Genomic DNA, 17,624 nt, shown 5'->3' on the forward strand with positions numbered 1-17,624 from the left:
TCCTCTGTCGCTGGTTTCTCAACGATCCGTTCCCGCGCTTTCGGCCCTACCGCAGGTCGACGACCGACTCTCCGGGACTCGCCTCGTACAGCTCGCCGATCTCGGCGGCGTACTTCGTCTCGATCGGCTTGCGCCGCAGCTTCATCGTCGGGGTGAGCTCGTCTCCCCCGGGGTCCCACGCGGTGGGCACGATGGTGAAGCGCTTGACCTGCTCGACCCGCGAGAGCGTCTTGTTCCCCGCCCGGATGGCCATGGAGATCTCCTCCACCACCTGGGGATGCGACGACAACTCGGCAAGGTCCGCCCCCGACACGTCAAGCGACTTCGCCCGCGCAGCGGCGGCGTCCGGGTCGAGGACCACCAGTGCCGACACATAGGGTTTGGAGTCCCCGATCGCGGCCACCTGACCGATCAGCGACGACGCCGCCTTCATCGCGTTCTCGATGTTGGTCGGCGACATGTTCTTTCCGGACTCATTGATCATGAGTTCCTTCTTGCGGTCGACGATCGTGACGTTGCCGTCGTCGTCGATCGTCGCGATGTCACCGGTGGACAGCCAGCCGTCGGCGTCGATCGTCTCGGCGGTCTTGTCCGGCATGCCGCGGTATCCACGCATGACGACCGGGCCCCGGACGAGGAGTTCACCGTCGTCGGCCAGCCGGACTTCCATGCCGCGCACCGGTTTTCCGACGGTGCCGATCCGCAGGTTGTCATTGGTCGTCATCGTCGAGACGCCCGTCGTCTCCGACATCCCCCACACCTCGAGGACCGGAATCCCCAGGCCTAGGAAGAACTTCAGCACCTCGGGCGGGATCGCGGCCGCACCGGAGCCGGCGAACGAGACCTGGTCCAGACCCAACGTCGTACGGACCTTATGCAAGACCAGACGATCGGCGAGGCCGTGCGCGAGACCACCGGAACCCGGGCCACCCGACCCCGCGGCGTCGAGCTGCGCCTGTGCCCTCGACGCCCCGGTCCGAAAGGCCCAGCCGGCGAGCGCCTTCTTCACCGGACTCGACTCTTCGGCGAGCTTCGCCTCGATGCCGGCACGGATCTTCTGCCAGACCCGTGGCACTCCGAAGAAGAAAGTTGGGTGCACATCTGGTAGCGCGGCCGCGATCTCACGTGGGTCGGGCACGGTGGTGATCTGGATACCGCGCATCATGTTCGCCGCATGGGACGACACCCGGTCGGCGATGTGCGCGGCCGGCAGGTACGAGATCGCACGATCATCGAAACCGGCCTCGACGATCTCGGCGAGTGCTGTCATCTCCGCGACGATGTTGCGGTGGGTGATCTCCACGCCCTTCGGCGGACCCGTCGTCCCTGATGTGTAGATGAGGGTGGCGAGGTCATGGGAGTCGACCGCCTGCCACGACGCGGTGAAATCGAAGCCCTCCGGTGGTGGCATGTGCTCGACGTCGGCGAGCGAGATCGTCCCCGTCGCCACCCCGTCGACGACGATCGTGGTCGCAACCCCCGTCGAGGCCGCGGAGATCACGGGCAGGAACACCTGCTCGGTGACGACCACCGCGTTGACTGCATTGCCGAACAGGTACTCGACCTGCTCGGGCGAACTCGTGTTGTAGATCGAGAAGGGAATCGCGCCCAGGTGCAGCGCGGCGGTGTCCACGAGGTGGAACTCGGGACGGTTCGTCAGCATGATCCCCACGGTGTCGCCGCGAGAGACACCCAGCGCCGCGAGTCCGCCCGCGATGGCCTCCACCCGACGGGCGTACTGCGCCCAGGTGATCTCCTCGATGCCGCCGACGGTACGGAGGGCGACCGCATCAGGCCGCACCGTCACCGTCTGCTGGAATGCCGCAGGCAGCGTCGCCACCGCGACACCCGTCTGATGGGGGAAAGTGATCGGTTCCGTTGCGGTCATCGCGTCCTCGACTAGCCGGGAGATGTGTTGCACATCACAATAGCGACGTCGGGGGTGGGCCGCGGCCGGATCACCCAGAAGGTAATTGGCCGGCAAAATCAACTGGTCACGACTGTTTGTCCAGCGAAGGACCCTCCTGGATCGGGTCGAGGGTCCATGCGCCGCCACCCGTCAGCTGGAGCACTTCGGTGTGGTGCTGATCGGTGGAACTCCGATGACTGACCGACACCAGGATGGTGTCCGGCAACTCGGAGCGGATCAGGGAGTACAGCGAGAACTCGAGACCCTCGTCGACCGCTGAAGTGGCCTCGTCCATGAAGACCGCTTGCGGCCGCGTCAGCAGGATGCGGGCGAATGCGACCCGTTGTTGCTCGCCCGGTGACAGAACCTTGACCCAGTCCTCCTCGTCGTGGAGCCGGTTGACGAGGTGCGGGAGGAAGACTTTCTCCAGGGCGGCCTTGATGGCGTCGTCACCGATGTCGTCCGGCAGTGCCGGATATGCGACGGCGGTCCGCAGGTCGCCCAGCGGGATGTAGGGCATCTGCGACAGGAACAGCGTGTGCTCCCCCGGGGGCCGGGCGAATTCCCCGTCGATGAACGGCCACAGACCCGCCAGCCCGCGGAGCAGGGTGGTCTTGCCCGAGCCCGAACGCCCCTTGACGACGAGGGCGGCCCCCGGACTCAGCGACAGGTTGAGCGCCCGGATCAACTCATCGCCGTCGGGGGTCTTGATGTCGATATCGGACAACGCGACCGCCCGGTCGCGGTCGACGGTCTTCACCTCGGGCAACGACCGCGACCGCGCATCGGCGTCGGCGAGGCCGTCGAGACGGATGATGGAGGCACGGAGGACGGTGAAGTCGTCGTAGGCGTTGCGGAAGAACGAGAGAGCATCGTGCATTTCAGCGAACGCCGATGAGGTTTGCGACACGTCTCCGAGCTTGATCTGACCGTCGAAGAATCGCGGCGCCTGAACGATGTACGGAAAGACCACGGACAACTGCGTGACGCTGAAGTTCCACCCGACGAATGCCAGTTGGACGTGGATGATCCGCCAGAAGTTCTGAACCACTGCACGGAATCTGGTCATGAGGTTCTTGTGCTCGACGCGTTCACCACTGTAGAAAGCGACGTTCTCGGCGCCATCGCGCACACGAACGAGTGCGTAGCGGAAGTTGGCGGTGAGACGCTCGCGCCAGAAGTTCAACCGGATCAACGGGCGGCCGATGGCGAACGCCACGACGCTCGCAACCAAGACGTAGATCAGCACCAGCCACATCATCATCCGGGGGATCTCGACACCGAACAGAGTCAGGGGGCCCGACAGGTCCCACAACACGACCGCAAACGACACAATCGACGCACAGGCCGGCAACACACCGTTGGTCGACGACCCGCCCCCGCCCCAGAACAGCGAAGACCCAGAAGACACGACCGTGGTGATGTCGGCTTCGATGCGCTGGTCCGGGTTGTCCACGCCGGGATGAATGTCGGCGTCACGCTGATTCGTCTCGGGTGTGGAGCGGCGAAACCGTCTGCGGCGCAGCAACCCCTTGCTCAGATCGACAAAACGGTTTCGGTAGAAGGCGCGCCCGGCCATCCAGTCCGCGGTGGCGCCCTCGGTCAGCCAGTAGCGAAGCCGGATCTCGAACGCCGCACCCACGTAGATCTCCACCATCGTGCGGATGACATGAATGGCCGCGAGAATGCCGAACACGACCATTGAATGCCAGAAGGCATCCTTGCCCATCTGCAACATCTGAGCCCCTTGAGGCCCGCCTGCCGCCAGCCCCTCACCGGCAGTCTGCAGCGAGGTGAAGAGGTCGTTGCTCCAATACGAAACAAGAACGGTAACCCGGACACCGAAGAGGGCGAGCACAGTCAGCGCAATGGCCAGACCCCATGCCGCTACCCGCGTCTCCCGTCCGGTGAAGAACCCGCCGATGACCCGCCACATCGGCCTGCCCCAACGACTGAACCGAATGAGCAGGAAACCGATGACGAGGACGGCCACGGCCGAGATCGCGAAGGCTATCGCCAACCACTTCAGACTGGCCCACACCTCGTTGCCCCAGTCGATGCTGTACTCCACGCGGACTCCTCGTCTCGGACATCCGGCCGGACATCACGGTCGACAAACTCGGGTCGATCGGACCGAGGAGCCGGTCCGCACAACGGCTTCGGGAGCTCCACGATGATCCGGCGAAGTTTAACCCGGCGTTCATCCGGTGTCCGGACAACCGCGACGATGTCACCCGGGCGCGTGCTCCCGGCGCCGGCGGGTCAGCCGAGCGGACGCAACACAACACCCTGTTCGAGGGCCGCTGTCGACACCGACTGCGAGAACCGCGGTCCCGCAGGATCTCCGAGGGTGAGGAGATAACCGGCGTCGGTGTACGCCACGTCGTCGACCTCGAAGGTGAGCCGGCATCCGTCGTCGCCGCGTAGGAACACCGACAGCGTTGTCGTGGCCGCCTGTCCCCCGGCGGCGTCGTAGAGGACGACCGGAGCGCCACGGGCAAGCGTTCCGCCGTCCGGTAACGCGGCGACCTCCGTCGTGCAGTCCGCGACCACGCCGCCCTTCGCGGTGAACGTGGGGGTCGCCAGGAGCCCGGCGATGACGGCCGCGCCGACGATGGCGGCGAAGACGACCATCGCGATCGAGGTGACGACGATGACCGGCACCCGTGTGCGCCGCTGCCACGTCCGCCGCGGCAGCGGGGGTCCGGGGTCCAGCCACATCTCGGGCCCGTTCGTCGCGCTCACTTCTTGGGCGGGAAGTACTTGATCAACGCCTCCTGCACGACCGAGGTCGCGAGCGTTCCGTCCCGCATCCAGAAACGCCCCGAACCCATCCCCCTCGAACCGGTCGCCACCGGCGAGCGGGTGGCGTACAACAACCAGTCGTCGAAACGGAATTCGCGGTGGAACCACATCGAGTGGTTCACGGTCGCGGCGAACAGCCTGTCGATTCCCCAGGACAGTCCGTGGGTGGTGATGATCGAGTCGAGGACAGTGGTGTCGGAGGCGTAACACATTGCGGCGACGTGCATCACGGGGTCGTCGGGCATCCTGCCGTCCGCCTTCATCCAGACCCGGTTGTCGGTGAGCCGCTCCCCCGATTCCTTCGCCTTCCAGCTCGGATCGTTCGCGAAACGTATGTCGATCGGATGCAGCGCATTGACGAACGTCGCGATCCGCTCTTCGTAACCCTTGAAATGCTCACCGAGAGTGGGCAATTCCTCGGGGTAAGGCACCTGCGGGATCTCGACTGCGTGCTCGAGACCCGCAGTGTTGTCCTGGAATGCGACCAGCATGGTGAAGATCTCTTCGCCGCCCTGCTTCGCGGTCACCTGCCGGTTGGCGAACGACCGTCCGTCGCGGAACCGGTCGACGTGATACTCCATCGGGATGGTGACGTCGCCGCCGCGGATGAAGTGGGCGTGCAGCGCGTGGATCGGCGGGTTGCCGCGACTCAGTGTCCGAGCCGCGGCGACGACGCCCTGACCGAGCAGCTGGCCACCGAACGTGCGCGCGGTCACCTGCTCGGGATGGTGCCCGATGAACAGGTTCTCGTCCTGGCGTTCGACGTCGAGCAGGGCGAGCAGCTTGCCGAGATCTCCGGCCTGGTCCACGGTCATGCCCCACACCCTATGGCCGGTCGGCGCGGCGGTACGCACCGCCCCGACCGACGTCCTCGCCGGGGATACCCGGCGAGGAGCGAACGTCAGTGGTCCTGTTCGCCGATGCGGTGCACGTGGATCAGGTTGGTCGAACCGACGGTGCCGGGCGGCGCGCCTGCGACGATCACCACGACGTCGCCCTCGGCGAGTCGGCCGATACGCAACAGCTGGTGATCGACCTGATCGATCATGTGGTCGGTCGTGTCGACATGGTCGACGATGAACGTCTCCGTACCCCAGCTCAGCGCCAGCTGGCTGCGCACGGCCTGCGTCGGTGTGAACGCCAGCAGTGGCAGCCGCGAGTGCAGGCGGGCGAGGCGTCGGACGGTGTCCCCGGACTGGGTGAAGGCCACCAGCGCCTTGACCTCGAGGCGTTCGCCGATGTCACGGGCCGCGTAGGAGATGACACCGCGCTTGGTGCGCGGCACGTGTGACAGCGGCGGCACATCACGCGGGCCGCTCTCGACCGCGCGGCAGATGCGGTCCATGGTGCGCACCGTTTCCAGCGGATACTTGCCGACCGAGGTCTCGCCGGACAGCATCACCGCATCCGCGCCGTCGAGCACCGCGTTGGCGACGTCGGAGGCCTCCGCGCGCGTCGGACGCGAGTTCTCGATCATCGAGTCCAGCATCTGCGTTGCCACGATCACCGGCTTGGCGTTCTCGCGTGCCATCTGGATCGCCCGCTTCTGCACCAGCGGCACCTCCTCGAGCGGCAGCTCGACGCCGAGGTCGCCACGGGCGACCATGATCGCGTCGAAGGCGAGGACGATGGCCTCGAGATTGTCGATGGCCTCCGGCTTCTCGAGCTTCGCGATCACCGGGACCCGGCGCCCGACACGGTCCATGACCTCGTGGACGAGTTCGATGTCGGACGGGCTGCGCACGAACGACAGCGCGACCATGTCCACACCCAGTCCCAGCGCGAACTCCAGGTCGGCGACGTCCTTCTCCGACATCGCAGGCACGGAGACACTCATACCCGGCAACGACAGACCCTTGTTGTTGCTCACGGGCCCGCCCTCGGTGACGGTGCAGATGACGTCGTTGCCCTCGACCGCCGAGACGGTGAGTCCGACCTTGCCGTCGTCGACGAGCAGGCGGTCGCCCGCGCTCGCGTCCTCGGCGAGTTGCTTGTAGGTGGTGGAAACGCGGTCGTGATCACCCTTGACGTCATCGACGGTGATGCGGACCTCTTCGCCGGTCTCCCAGACCGTCGAGCCGTCGCAACCGTCGAAACGGCCGAGTCGGATCTTGGGACCCTGGAGGTCGGCGAGGACGCCCACGGCCTTCTCCGTGGCGTCCGAGGCCTTGCGGACGCGCGCATAGACGGCCGCATGGTCCTCATGCGTGCCGTGGCTGAAGTTCATTCGGGCCACGTCCATGCCGCATTCGACGAGCTCTTTCAGACGCTCATCGCTTGCGGTGGCCGGGCCGAGGGTGCAGACGATCTTGGTTCGGCGTGTCACAAGGACACCTTAGTCCTCATCGACCGTCCATCTCCATGTCGCAGATGAGTTGTCACCGGGCGGCCATTCGACGTTACTGCTGGTGGAGGGGGGCTACCGCCGGGTATGAAATTTACTTAACTTGTTGTGGCCGCGAGATTTCGGCGGTCCGCCGACCGGTCATCGCACCGTGAGCGGGAGCGTTGCCGGGCGAACGGGAGAGGGCAGATCGGACTCGCCGACCAAGAACTCGTCGACGGCCCGCGCCGTCGACCGGCCCTCGGCGATCGCCCACACCACCAGCGAGGCGCCGCGGTGGGCATCACCGCACACGAACACGCCGGGCGCGTCGGTCTGCCAGTCACTGCCGCACCCGATCACCCCACGCGGAGTGAGCTCGATCCCGAGATCATCGAGGAGTTCGCCGCGGCGCACGCCGGCGAACCCGATGGCGAACAACGCGAGCTGGCAGGGGATCTCGAACTCTTCGCCGACCGGGGTGATCTCCCGCCGACCGTCATCCCCGCGCGTGACCTCGACCTCGGCGAGCACCAGCGCGGCGACGTTCCCGTCGTCGTCGCCGACGAAGCGCTGCACCGCCACCTGGTGCAGGCGTTCACCGCCCTCGTCGTGCGCACTCGAGCTGCGCATCACCAACGGCCACGTGGGCCACGGCGACCGCCCGTCATCGCGCTGACCAGGTAGTTCCGGGTTGTAGTCCAGCTGGACGACCGATGCCGCACCCTGACGGTGAGCCGTGCCCAGACAGTCGGCGCCGGTGTCTCCGCCGCCGATGATGACGACGTGCTTGCCGGCCGCGGTGACCGGCGACGGCCCGTCGCCCTCGCACTCGCGGTTGGCGGGCACGAGGTGCTCCATGGCGAGGTGGACGCCGTTCAGGTCTCGGCCGGGAACCGGATTGTCGCGCGCCTCCATCGCCCCGACGGCGAGCACGACGGCGTCGTGCCGGGCTTGCAGATCCGCGACCGACAGTTCCGTACCCACATCGCAGTTGGTCACGAATGTCGTTCCCTCGGCGCGCATCTGCGCCACCCGACGATCGATGTCGGATTTCTGCAGTTTGTACTCGGGGATGCCGTATCTCAGCAACCCGCCGAGTCGGTCGTCGCGTTCGTACACGGTCACATCGTGCCCCGCGCGGGTGAGCTGTTGCGCCACAGCGAGTCCGGCCGGACCCGATCCGACGACGCCGACCGATTTGCCGGTCTTGGACTCCGGCGGCTCCGGACCGATCACTCCTTCGGCCCACGATTCGTAGGCGATGGTCTTCTCGATGCGTTTGATGGACACGCTGCCGCCGGTCGCCTGCTCGGAGATCGAGAGCACGCAGGCCGCCTCGCACGGCGCCGGGCACACCATGCCGGTGAACTCCGGGAAATTGTTGGTGGCGTGCAGCCGGCTGCTCGCCGCATCCCATCGACCGCGTCGCACGAGGTCGTTCCACTCCGGGATCAGGTTGCCAAGGGGGCAACCCGCGGTTCCGGAGTGGCAGAACGGGATTCCGCAGTCCATGCATCGACGGGCCTGCGTACTCACCTCGTCGAGCACCTTGATCGGATTGTCGGAGTGTTCGTACACATCGGCCCAGTCTTGGACGCGTTCGGCGACCGGACGGTACTTCGCTTCCTTCTTCGGGACTTCCAGGAATCCGCGCGGGTCAGCCACGTGCTGCCTCCATGATCGCTGAGTCGACGTCGCGTCCCTCGGCCTCGGCCATGCGGGCCGCGTCGAGGACACGCTTGTAATCGGTGGGCATGACCTTGGTGAAGGCCAGGCACCGCCGTGGCCAATCGGCGAGGATCGACGCACCGATCGCCGAACCGGTCAACTCGGTATGCCTGGTGATGGTCTGCCTGAGCCAGGCAAGGTCTTCGGGATCAGGCCGCATCAGTTTGACCATGGCCATGTTCACCTTCTCGCGGTCGAGGTCGTGGATGAACGCGATGCCCCCCGACATCCCGGCCGCGAGATTGCGTCCGGTGGGTCCGAGGACGACGACCCGACCCCCGGTCATGTACTCGCAGGCGTGATCGCCCACGCCCTCGACGACGGCGGTCGCACCCGAGTTGCGCACGGAGAAGCGCTCGCCGACACGGCCACGCAGGTAGACCTCGCCCGATGTCGCGCCGTAGAGGATCGTGTTGCCCGCGATCACCTGGTCCTCGGCGACGAACAGCGAGTCGGGGTCCGGTGCCACCACGATCGTGCCGCCACACAGTCCCTTGCCGACGTAGTCGTTGGTGTCGCCGGAGAGCCGGATCGTCACGCCCGGGGGCAGGAAAGCGCCCAGCGACTGCCCCGCCGACCCGGTGAGTTTCACCGTGATCGTGTCCGGGGCGAGCCCGTCCGCCCCGTAGCGCCGCGTGACCTCGGCGCCCAGGAGCGTTCCCACGGTGCGGTTCACATTGCGGACCGGGAGTTCCAGGGTCACGGGATGGGCATCTTCGAGCGCGCCTTCGGCGAGCTGGATCATGGTCTGGTCGAGCGCCCGCTCCAGGCCGTGCTCCTGCCCGCGCACCCGGCGGCTCGGACCCTTGCCCTCGACTTTGCGGAAGATCGGAGTGAGATCGAGACCGCGCGACTTCCAGTGCGCCACAGCTGTGTCGGTGTGCAGCCTGTCGGACTGACCGATGGCCTCGTCGAGCGTGCGATAGCCCAACTGCGCCAGATGTTCTCGGACATCCTCGGCGATGAACCGGAAGAAGTTGACCAGGTGGTCGACCTGGCCGGTGAACCGCGATCGCAGTTGCGGATTCTGCGTCGCGACGCCGACCGGGCACGTGTCGAGATGGCAGACCCGCATCATGATGCATCCCGCGACGATCAGCGGAGCGGTCGAGAAACCGTATTCCTCGGCACCGAGCAGGGCCGCGGTGATGACATCCCGGCCGGTGCGCAGCGCGCCGTCGCACTGCACCGTGATGCGGTCACGTAAACCGTTGAGCATCAGGGTCTGCTGAGCGTCGGCCAGCCCGATCTCCCAGGGAGTACCGGCATGTTTCAGCGAGGTCAGCGGAGATGCCCCCGTGCCACCGTCGTGTCCGGAGATGAGGACGACGTCCGCATGGGCCTTGGACACCCCCGTCGCGACCGTGCCCACGCCGACGGCGCTGACGAGCTTGACGTGGATGCGGGCCTGCGAGTTCGCGTTCTTGAGGTCGTGGATCAGTTGCGCCAGATCCTCGATCGAGTAGATGTCGTGGTGCGGGGGCGGTGAGATCAGGGCGACGCCCGGCGTCGAATGCCGGGTCTTGGCGATCCACGGGTACACCTTGTACGCGGGGAGTTGGCCGCCCTCACCGGGTTTGGCGCCCTGAGCCATCTTGATCTGGATGTCGGTCGCGTTGATCAGGTAGTCACTGGTCACGCCGAAACGTCCCGAGGCGACCTGTTTGACGGCACTGCGCCGCTCCGGATCGTAGAGACGCTCGACGTCTTCCCCGCCCTCACCCGAGTTCGAGCGGCCACCGATCCTGTTCATCGCCATCGCGATCGTCTCATGGGCCTCCGCCGAGATCGAGCCGTAGCTCATCGCCCCGGTGTTGAAGCGCTTCATGATCTCCTCGGCGGGTTCGACCTCGTCGAGTGGAATCGGTTCGCGCACACCCAGATCGAAGTCGAACAGACCACGGAGCGTCCCACCCTCGCGGGACAGGCGGTCGACCTCGTCGGAATACTTCCGGAAGATCTCGGCCCGGCCGGTCTTGGTGGCGTGTTGCAGGAGGAAGATGGTCTCCGGCGTGAAGAGGTGCAGTTCGCCCTCGCGCCGGTACTGGTACTCCCCGCCCACCTCGAGCCGGCGGTACACCTGCTCGGTGGGGTTCTCCGGGAAGGCGCGGTGGTGGCGGATGCGCACCTCTTCGGCCAATTCGTCGAGTCCGACGCCCTCGATCCGGGACACCGTACGTGTGAAGTACTCGCGCACGACCTCCGAGGACAGGCCGACGGCCTCGAAAGCCTGTGCCGCGGTGTAGGAGCTGATCGTGGAGATGCCCATCTTGCTCATCACCTTGAGCACGCCCTTGCCGAGCGCCTCGAGGTAGTTGCGGATCGCCTTGGCCCGCGTCACCCCGGTGAGTTCGCCCTCGGCGATGAGATCTTCGATGGTCTCGAGCGCCAGGTAGGGATTGACCGCTGCCGCACCGAATCCGATGAGGGTAGCGATGTGATGGACCTCGCGGGCATCTCCGGACTCCACCACGAGCGCCACGCGAGTGCGCTCCTTGGTCCGTACGAGGTGGTGATGCACCGCCGACGTCGCGAGCAACGACGGGATGGGCGCGTGATCGGAGTCGGTCAGCCGGTCGGAGATCACCAGCGTGGTGTGGCCCTCGGCGATCGCCTGGCTGGCCCGCCTGCGCAGGTCCTCGAGCGCTGCCGCAAGGCCCGCTCCACCCTCCGACACCTCGTACAGCGCCCGCAGCACCTTGGCCGACAGTCCCGGATTGTCGCCGTCGTCGTCGATGTGCACGAGTTTCGCGAGTTCGGCATTGTCGAGGACGGGCCAGTGCACCATGATCTGCCTGCACGACGCCGCACTCGGCCGCAACAGATTCTGTTCCGGGCCCATCACGCGGGCCATCGAGGTCACGATCTCCTCGCGGATCGCATCCAGCGGCGGGTTGGTCACCTGGGCGAAGAGTTCGACGAAGTAGTCGTACAGCAGACGTGACCGCTGCGAGAGCACCGCGACCGGGGTGTCGGTGCCCATCGAACCCAGGGGTTCGTACCCCGACGCCGCCATCGGCGTGAGCAGGACGCGGAGATCTTCCTCGGTGTAGCCGAAGGAGATCTGCCGCCGCACGACCGTGTCGTGGTTGGGTTGGAACACCGGCCGGTCGGGCAGCGTCGCGATGTCGAGGAGCCCGGCATGCAGCCACTCGTCGTAGGCCTCGGCGCCCATCAGGTCGCCCTTGATCTCCTCGTCGGGGATGATCCGGCCCTGTTCGGTGTCGACGAGGAACATCCGGCCCGGTTCGAGCCGGCCCTTGCTGATGACCTCGTCCACCGGAACGTCGAGGACGCCCGCCTCCGAGGCGAGGATGACGCGACCGTCGCGGGTCTGCCACCAGCGCCCGGGCCGCAGACCGTTGCGGTCGAGGACAGCGCCGACGACGGTGCCGTCGGTGAAGGTGACGCAGGCGGGGCCGTCCCACGCCTCCATCAGCGACGCGTTGAACTGCAGGAACGCGCGTCGCCGGGGATCCATGTCGGAAACGTTCTCCCACGCCTCGGGGACCATCATCATCACCGCGTGCGGAACACTGCGACCGCCGAGGTGCAGGAGTTCGAGCACCTCGTCCAGCGAAGCGGAATCCGAGGCCTCCGGAGTGCAGATCGGGAAGGCGCGTCGGAGGTCGCCCGGGATGAGGTCGGTTTCGAGGAGGGCTTCGCGGGCCCGCATCCGGTTGCGGTTGCCCCGGACCGTGTTGATCTCGCCGTTGTGCGCGACAAATCGGAACGGATGGGCGAGCGGCCATGACGGAAAGGTGTTGGTGGAGAAGCGCGAATGCACGATGGCGATCGCGCTCTGGCAGCGATCGTCACGCAGATCCGCGTAGTACAGGGGAAGCTGCATCGTGGTGAGCATGCCCTTGTAGACCATGGTGCGGCTCGACAACGACGGGAAGTACAGGCCGGTGCCGGCCTCCTCGATCTCCGGTGTCACACGTTCGGCCTGTTTGCGGAACGGGTAGATGTGACGATCGAGCGCCAGCCCGGAGATGCGCTCCGCACCCGCCTCGGGGTCCACGGTCACGAACAGTTGCATCATGTACGGCATGCAGGCCACGGCGGTGCCGCCGACGTCGGCACGCTCATGGTCCACCGGCAGGTCTCGCCAGCCCAGGACGGTGATGCCCTCATCGGCCGCGAGTGCCTCGACACGCTCGATCGCCGCGCGTCGCGAAGCGACGTCCATCGGCAGGAAACAGATGCCGGCGGCGTACGACTGTGAACCGTCCGCCGCCGGCTCCGGAAGGTCGAAATCCACGGTTGCGCGGAGCAATTCGTCGGGTAGCTGGATGAGGATTCCGGCGCCGTCACCACTGTTCGTCTCGGCGCCGGCGGCCCCGCGATGCTCCAGGTTCTCGAGTGCGAGAAGCCCGTCGGCGACGATCGAATGCGAACGGCGACCATGGATGTCGGTGACCATTGCCACGCCACACGAATCGACCTCGGCCTCCGGGTCGTAGAGCCCTTGCTTGGCCGGGAGCGCGGAAAACAGCATCTGTACCTCCACTCGGACCGAGACGACGGTCCGCTGCTGAGTGTCCATTGGGACAGCGCTGGCCCGCGGAGCATTGCGCGGCATGCGAGTGACCGTGCCGAGATCGGTACCGGGCTGTGTCACAAGCTGTCAGTCAGAACCTGTGAACCATGAAGAGTGCCGTGACGGTGGTACCGGGCGGAGGGATCGCGCACCGTGAGCTTTCGATGATATCCGAACGGGGCACCCGGCGTCCGCACCCGAGACCTGTGACGCTCGCGACCGGACCGCGCGGCCCTCAACGGGCGAGCGGCCGAATCGTCAGACCATGGGTCAGGACTGGGCGCGATCGCCGGCCGGACCGTCCTCGCCGGGTGTGGGGTCGGCGGGCTCGGCAGCGTCGTCGGAGTTGGAGTCGAGGGATTCGGCAGCGTCGACGGAGTTGGATGCCGAGTCGGAGTCGGTCGAGGCGTCGGACTCGGCCTCGGGTTCGGGTTCGGGTTCGGTCGCCGCTTCGGTCACGTCTGTCACCTCGGGGTCCGAGACGGCCGTGTCGGACGCTGCCCCCTCGTCCTCTGCCGCGTCGTCGTCTCCGGTTACGTCGTCTCCTGTTACTTCGTCACCCGCTACTTCATCACCTGAGGCTTCGCCCTCAGCCGCTGTGCCCTCAGCTGGTACGACATCTGTCCGATCGACATCTGCCGAGTCGGCATCAGTCGGGTCGGCATCAGTCGGCTCGGCGTCGGTCGAGTCGGTGACCCCGGCGTCGTCCGCGTCCGCAGTGCCCGCATCCGCCGGGGCGTTGTCGTCTTCGCCTACGGAGTCGCTCCCGGACTCGGCCTCGCGCTCGGACCCGACACCGGTCCCGGCCGGGTCTGCGGTCTCGACCGGGTCGACGCTTGCAGACTTGTCGGCGACGCCGTCGGTCACTTCACCGTCGGCCGTCTCGCCTTCGGTCGTCGTGGAGTCGTCCGAGCCCGGCTCGTCGGCCCGGTTGTCGTCACTCTCGCTGTCGCCGGTCTTGCTGTCGTCACTCTTGTTGTCGTCACTCTTGTTGTCGTCACTCTTGCTGTCGTCACTGTCGCTGTCGTCATCGAACAGCGACGACCCGACGCCCGCGGTTGCTGCTGTGCCGGCGGCGGCCGCTGCGGTCACCTTCGACTCGGACCTGTCCGGTTCGAGGTCCTCGTCGTACCAGTCGTCGACGTAGCCGGCGACCCCCTGCTCCTCGAGTTCGGCGGCGCGGTCGTCGTGGTACATCTCGAGCCCTTGCTCACGTCCCTTGGTGGCCACCACGAAGTAGATGATCGCCCCGAGGAAGACCAGGGCCGCGGTGAAGAGGTTGGGTCGGATTCCCGCGATGTCGTTGGCGACGGCGGCACGATCGTCGCGGAGCAATTCCACGAAGAACCGGCCGAGGCAGTATCCGGCGACGTAGAGCGCGAACAGCCGGCCGTGGCCGATCCGGAAGAACCGATCGACGGCCACGAGCAGCACCACGATGAGCACGTTCCACAGCAGCTCGTAGAGGAACGTCGGGTGCACCACCGCGACGACGACGCCGTTGGACACGCCGTCGATCAGTCCGGGGTCGGAGTATCCGGCGGCGTTCTCCCGCTCGAAGATCTCGAGTCCCCACGGGAGTGTCGTCTCGCGGCCGTAGAGCTCCTGGTTGAAGTAGTTGCCCAACCGGCCGATGGCCTGCGCCAACAGGATCGGCGGCGCGATGGCATCGCCGAATGCGGGCAGCCGGATGCCGTGCCGGCGTGCGCCGATCCAGGCACCGACCGCACCCAACGCCACGGCTCCCCAGATCCCGAGACCACCGTCCCAGATCTTGAGGGCGTCGATCGGTTCCTTCAGTGCATCGGACCCGAAGTAGGTCTTCCAGTCGGTGATGAGGTGGTAGAGGCGACCGCCGAGCAGTCCGAACGGGACGGCCCAGATCGCGACGTCCAGGACCTCGCCGTCCTGACCACCACGGGCGATCCATCGCCGGTTGCCCCACCAGACCGCGACGATGATGCCGGCGATGATGCACAGCGCGTACGCGCGCAGCGGGAACGGTCCGATGTCCCACACACCCTGGGGCGGACTGGGAAGGTAGGCCAGCATCGTCGAACTCGGCGCGGTCACCGTGCCACCCTAACCGAACGGACACGACGTACCGCGCGGCCGTCGGCCCACCCCACGCGGGAGTCGTCCGGGCGATGGATCAGACGGAAGCGCGGCGCGAGCGCACACCCTCGGCCAACTCGGAGACCAGGGAGGCCAGACGATCCTGTCCCGCGTTGGCGGCCGTGACGAGAGCCGACCCGACGATGACCCCGTCGGCATAGGAGGCGATCTGAGCCGCCTGCTCGCGATTACGCACCCCGAGACCGACGCCGATCGGGATGTCGGAGTGATCGCGGATCCGGGCACACAGCTCAGGTGCCATGTCCGACACGGCATCCCGCGCGCCGGTCACCCCCATCGTGGACGCTGCGTAGACGAAGCCACGTGAGGCGTCGACCGTCAGGGCGATCCGTTCGGTGGTCGACGACGGGGCGACGAGGTAGATCCGGTCGAGCCCGTGCGCGTCGGACGCCTCATGCCACTGCGCCCCCTCTTCCGGGATCAGATTCGGGGTGATGAGACCGGCGCCCCCGGCAGCGGCCAGGTCGCGGGCGAAGGTGTCCACACCGTACTTGAGCACCGGATTCCAGTAGCTCATCACCACGGCATTGCCTCCCGCCGAGGTGATCGCCTCGACCGCGGTGAACACATCGCGGACCCGCACACCGTTCGTGAGGGCGAGATCGGCGGCGTCCTGGATGGTCGGTCCGTCCATGACCGGGTCCGAGTAGGGCACCCCGACCTCGATGATGTCGCAACCGGCGTCGACCATCGTCTTGAACGAGGTCAGGGAATCGTCGAGGGTCGGAAAGCCGACCGGGAGATAGCCGATGAGCGCGCTGCGCCCCTCCTCCCGGCAACGGGCGAAGACGGGACCGAGCTTGGACGGGGCGGTCTGGGTGGTCATGCCTGCTCTCCCGGCTTGTGGACGTCCGACGACTGCGAGATGGCGGCCTCGTCCTGCGACGGCGGGGCGTCGAACAGCCCGAACCAGCGCGCCGCGGTGTCCACGTCCTTGTCACCACGCCCGGACAGGCTCACGACGATGACCGAACCCTCGCCGAGTTCCTGCCCCAGCTTCAGGGCACCTGCCACGGCATGGGCGGACTCGACCGCCGGGATGATGCCCTCGCGCCGGCTCAGCAGCGAGAGGGCGTCCATGGCCTCGGTGTCGGTGATGGGACGGTATTCCGCCCGCCCGGTGTCCTTGAGGTAGGCGTGCTCGGGTCCGACACCCGGGTAGTCCAGGCCGGCCGAGATCGAATGTGACTCGATGGTCTGGCCGTCGTCGTCCTGCAGCAGGTAGGAGTAGGCACCTTGGAATGCACCGGGCGTCCCGCCGGTGAAAGTCGCTGCGTGACGGCCTGTTTCGACGCCGTCTCCGGCGGCCTCGAAACCGACCAGGCGCACGCCTTCGTCGTCGATGAACGGGTGGAAGATGCCGATGGCATTGGAACCACCGCCGACACATGCGGTCACCGCATCGGGTAGCCGCCCGGCCTTGTCCAGGATCTGGGCGCGGGCCTCGAGGCCGACGACGCGTTGGAGATCGCGGACCATGAGCGGGAACGGATGCGGCCCGGCAGCGGTGCCGAAGCAGTAATAGGTGTTGTGGGCGTTGGTGACCCAGTCACGCATCGCCTCGTTGATCGCGTCCTTGAGAGTCGCCGAGCCGTTGTCCACGGCGACGACCTCTGCGCCGAGCAGACGCATCCGGGCGACGTTGAGTGCCTGGCGGTCGGTGTCGACGCGCCCCATGTAGATCACACACTCGAGACCGAGCAGGGCGCAGGCCGTCGCGGTGGCGACGCCGTGCTGGCCCGCACCGGTCTCGGCGATGATGCGATGCTTGCCCATCCGCTGTGCAAGCAGCGCCTGCCCCAGAACGTTGTTGATCTTGTGCGAGCCGGTGTGGTTGAGATCCTCGCGCTTGAGGAAGACACGCGCCCCACCAGCGAACTCCGACAGTCGCTTCGCCTCGTAGAGCGGCGACGGGCGGCCCGCGTAGTCGCGCTGCAGGCGGTCGAGTTCGGCGAGGAAGTCGTCGTCGGAGCGCACCTTCTGGAAGGTCGTGGTCACCTCGTCGATGACGGCCATCAGGGCCTCGGGGACATGACGACCGCCGTAGACGCCGAAATGCCCGTGCTCATCGGGCTCGATCGACGTGCGTGTCGTCAGACCCGCGCTCGCCGGGGGCAGCGCGACGGCATCGGCGGAAACGGGGGCTTCGGGCGAATCAGGCTGAGCGGTCACTACAT

The 17,624-nt window shown here is 66.8% G+C and carries 10 protein-coding genes; all 10 read right to left on the bottom strand.

Annotation, left to right across the window (positions count from 1 at the left end; genetic code table 11):
- Positions 1-46: 46 nt before the first annotated feature.
- Entirely contained in the window at positions 47-1,888 is a 1,842-nt protein-coding gene (locus MAY35_RS12600) for a long-chain fatty acid--CoA ligase (protein ID WP_238421631.1), read from the bottom strand.
- Between the two features lie 106 nt (positions 1,889-1,994).
- Entirely contained in the window at positions 1,995-3,980 is a 1,986-nt protein-coding gene (locus tag MAY35_RS12605; protein ID WP_238421632.1) for an ABC transporter ATP-binding protein/permease, read from the bottom strand.
- Positions 3,981-4,171: 191 nt separating this feature from the next.
- The gene (locus MAY35_RS12610; RefSeq protein ID WP_238421633.1) at positions 4,172-4,654 is read right to left on the bottom strand and encodes a hypothetical protein; all 483 of its coding nucleotides are present in this window, start codon (positions 4,652-4,654) and stop codon (positions 4,172-4,174) included.
- Entirely contained in the window at positions 4,651-5,529 is an 879-nt protein-coding gene (locus MAY35_RS12615) for an acyl-CoA thioesterase II (protein ID WP_238421634.1), read from the bottom strand. Before MAY35_RS12615 ends, MAY35_RS12610 begins: the two co-directional genes overlap by 4 nt.
- 86 nt (positions 5,530-5,615) lie before the next feature.
- Positions 5,616-7,040 (bottom strand): pyruvate kinase, encoded by a 1,425-nt coding sequence (gene pyk / locus MAY35_RS12620; RefSeq protein WP_238421635.1) that lies wholly within the window; start codon positions 7,038-7,040, stop codon positions 5,616-5,618.
- Positions 7,041-7,199: 159 nt separating this feature from the next.
- Complete coding sequence (locus MAY35_RS12625; protein WP_238421636.1) at positions 7,200-8,705, bottom strand: glutamate synthase subunit beta; 1,506 nt, start codon at positions 8,703-8,705, stop codon at positions 7,200-7,202.
- A complete protein-coding gene (gene gltB / locus MAY35_RS12630; RefSeq protein WP_238421637.1) occupies positions 8,698-13,269 on the bottom strand; it encodes a glutamate synthase large subunit in 4,572 nt (1,523 codons plus the stop codon). The genes MAY35_RS12625 and gltB overlap by 8 nt, the downstream gene beginning before the upstream one ends.
- A 312-nt stretch (positions 13,270-13,581) precedes the next feature.
- A complete protein-coding gene (lgt, locus tag MAY35_RS12635; RefSeq protein WP_245404007.1) occupies positions 13,582-15,363 on the bottom strand; it encodes a prolipoprotein diacylglyceryl transferase in 1,782 nt (593 codons plus the stop codon).
- 100 nt (positions 15,364-15,463) lie between these two features.
- On the bottom strand, positions 15,464-16,273 hold the full coding sequence (gene trpA / locus MAY35_RS12640; protein ID WP_238421639.1) for a tryptophan synthase subunit alpha: 810 nt from the start codon (positions 16,271-16,273) through the stop codon (positions 15,464-15,466).
- Entirely contained in the window at positions 16,270-17,619 is a 1,350-nt protein-coding gene (gene trpB / locus MAY35_RS12645) for a tryptophan synthase subunit beta (RefSeq protein ID WP_238421640.1), read from the bottom strand. The genes trpA and trpB overlap by 4 nt, the downstream gene beginning before the upstream one ends.
- Positions 17,620-17,624: the final 5 nt, after the last annotated feature.

Source organism: Gordonia sp. 'Campus' (assembly GCF_022206305.1).
Lineage (GTDB): Bacteria > Actinomycetota > Actinomycetes > Mycobacteriales > Mycobacteriaceae > Gordonia.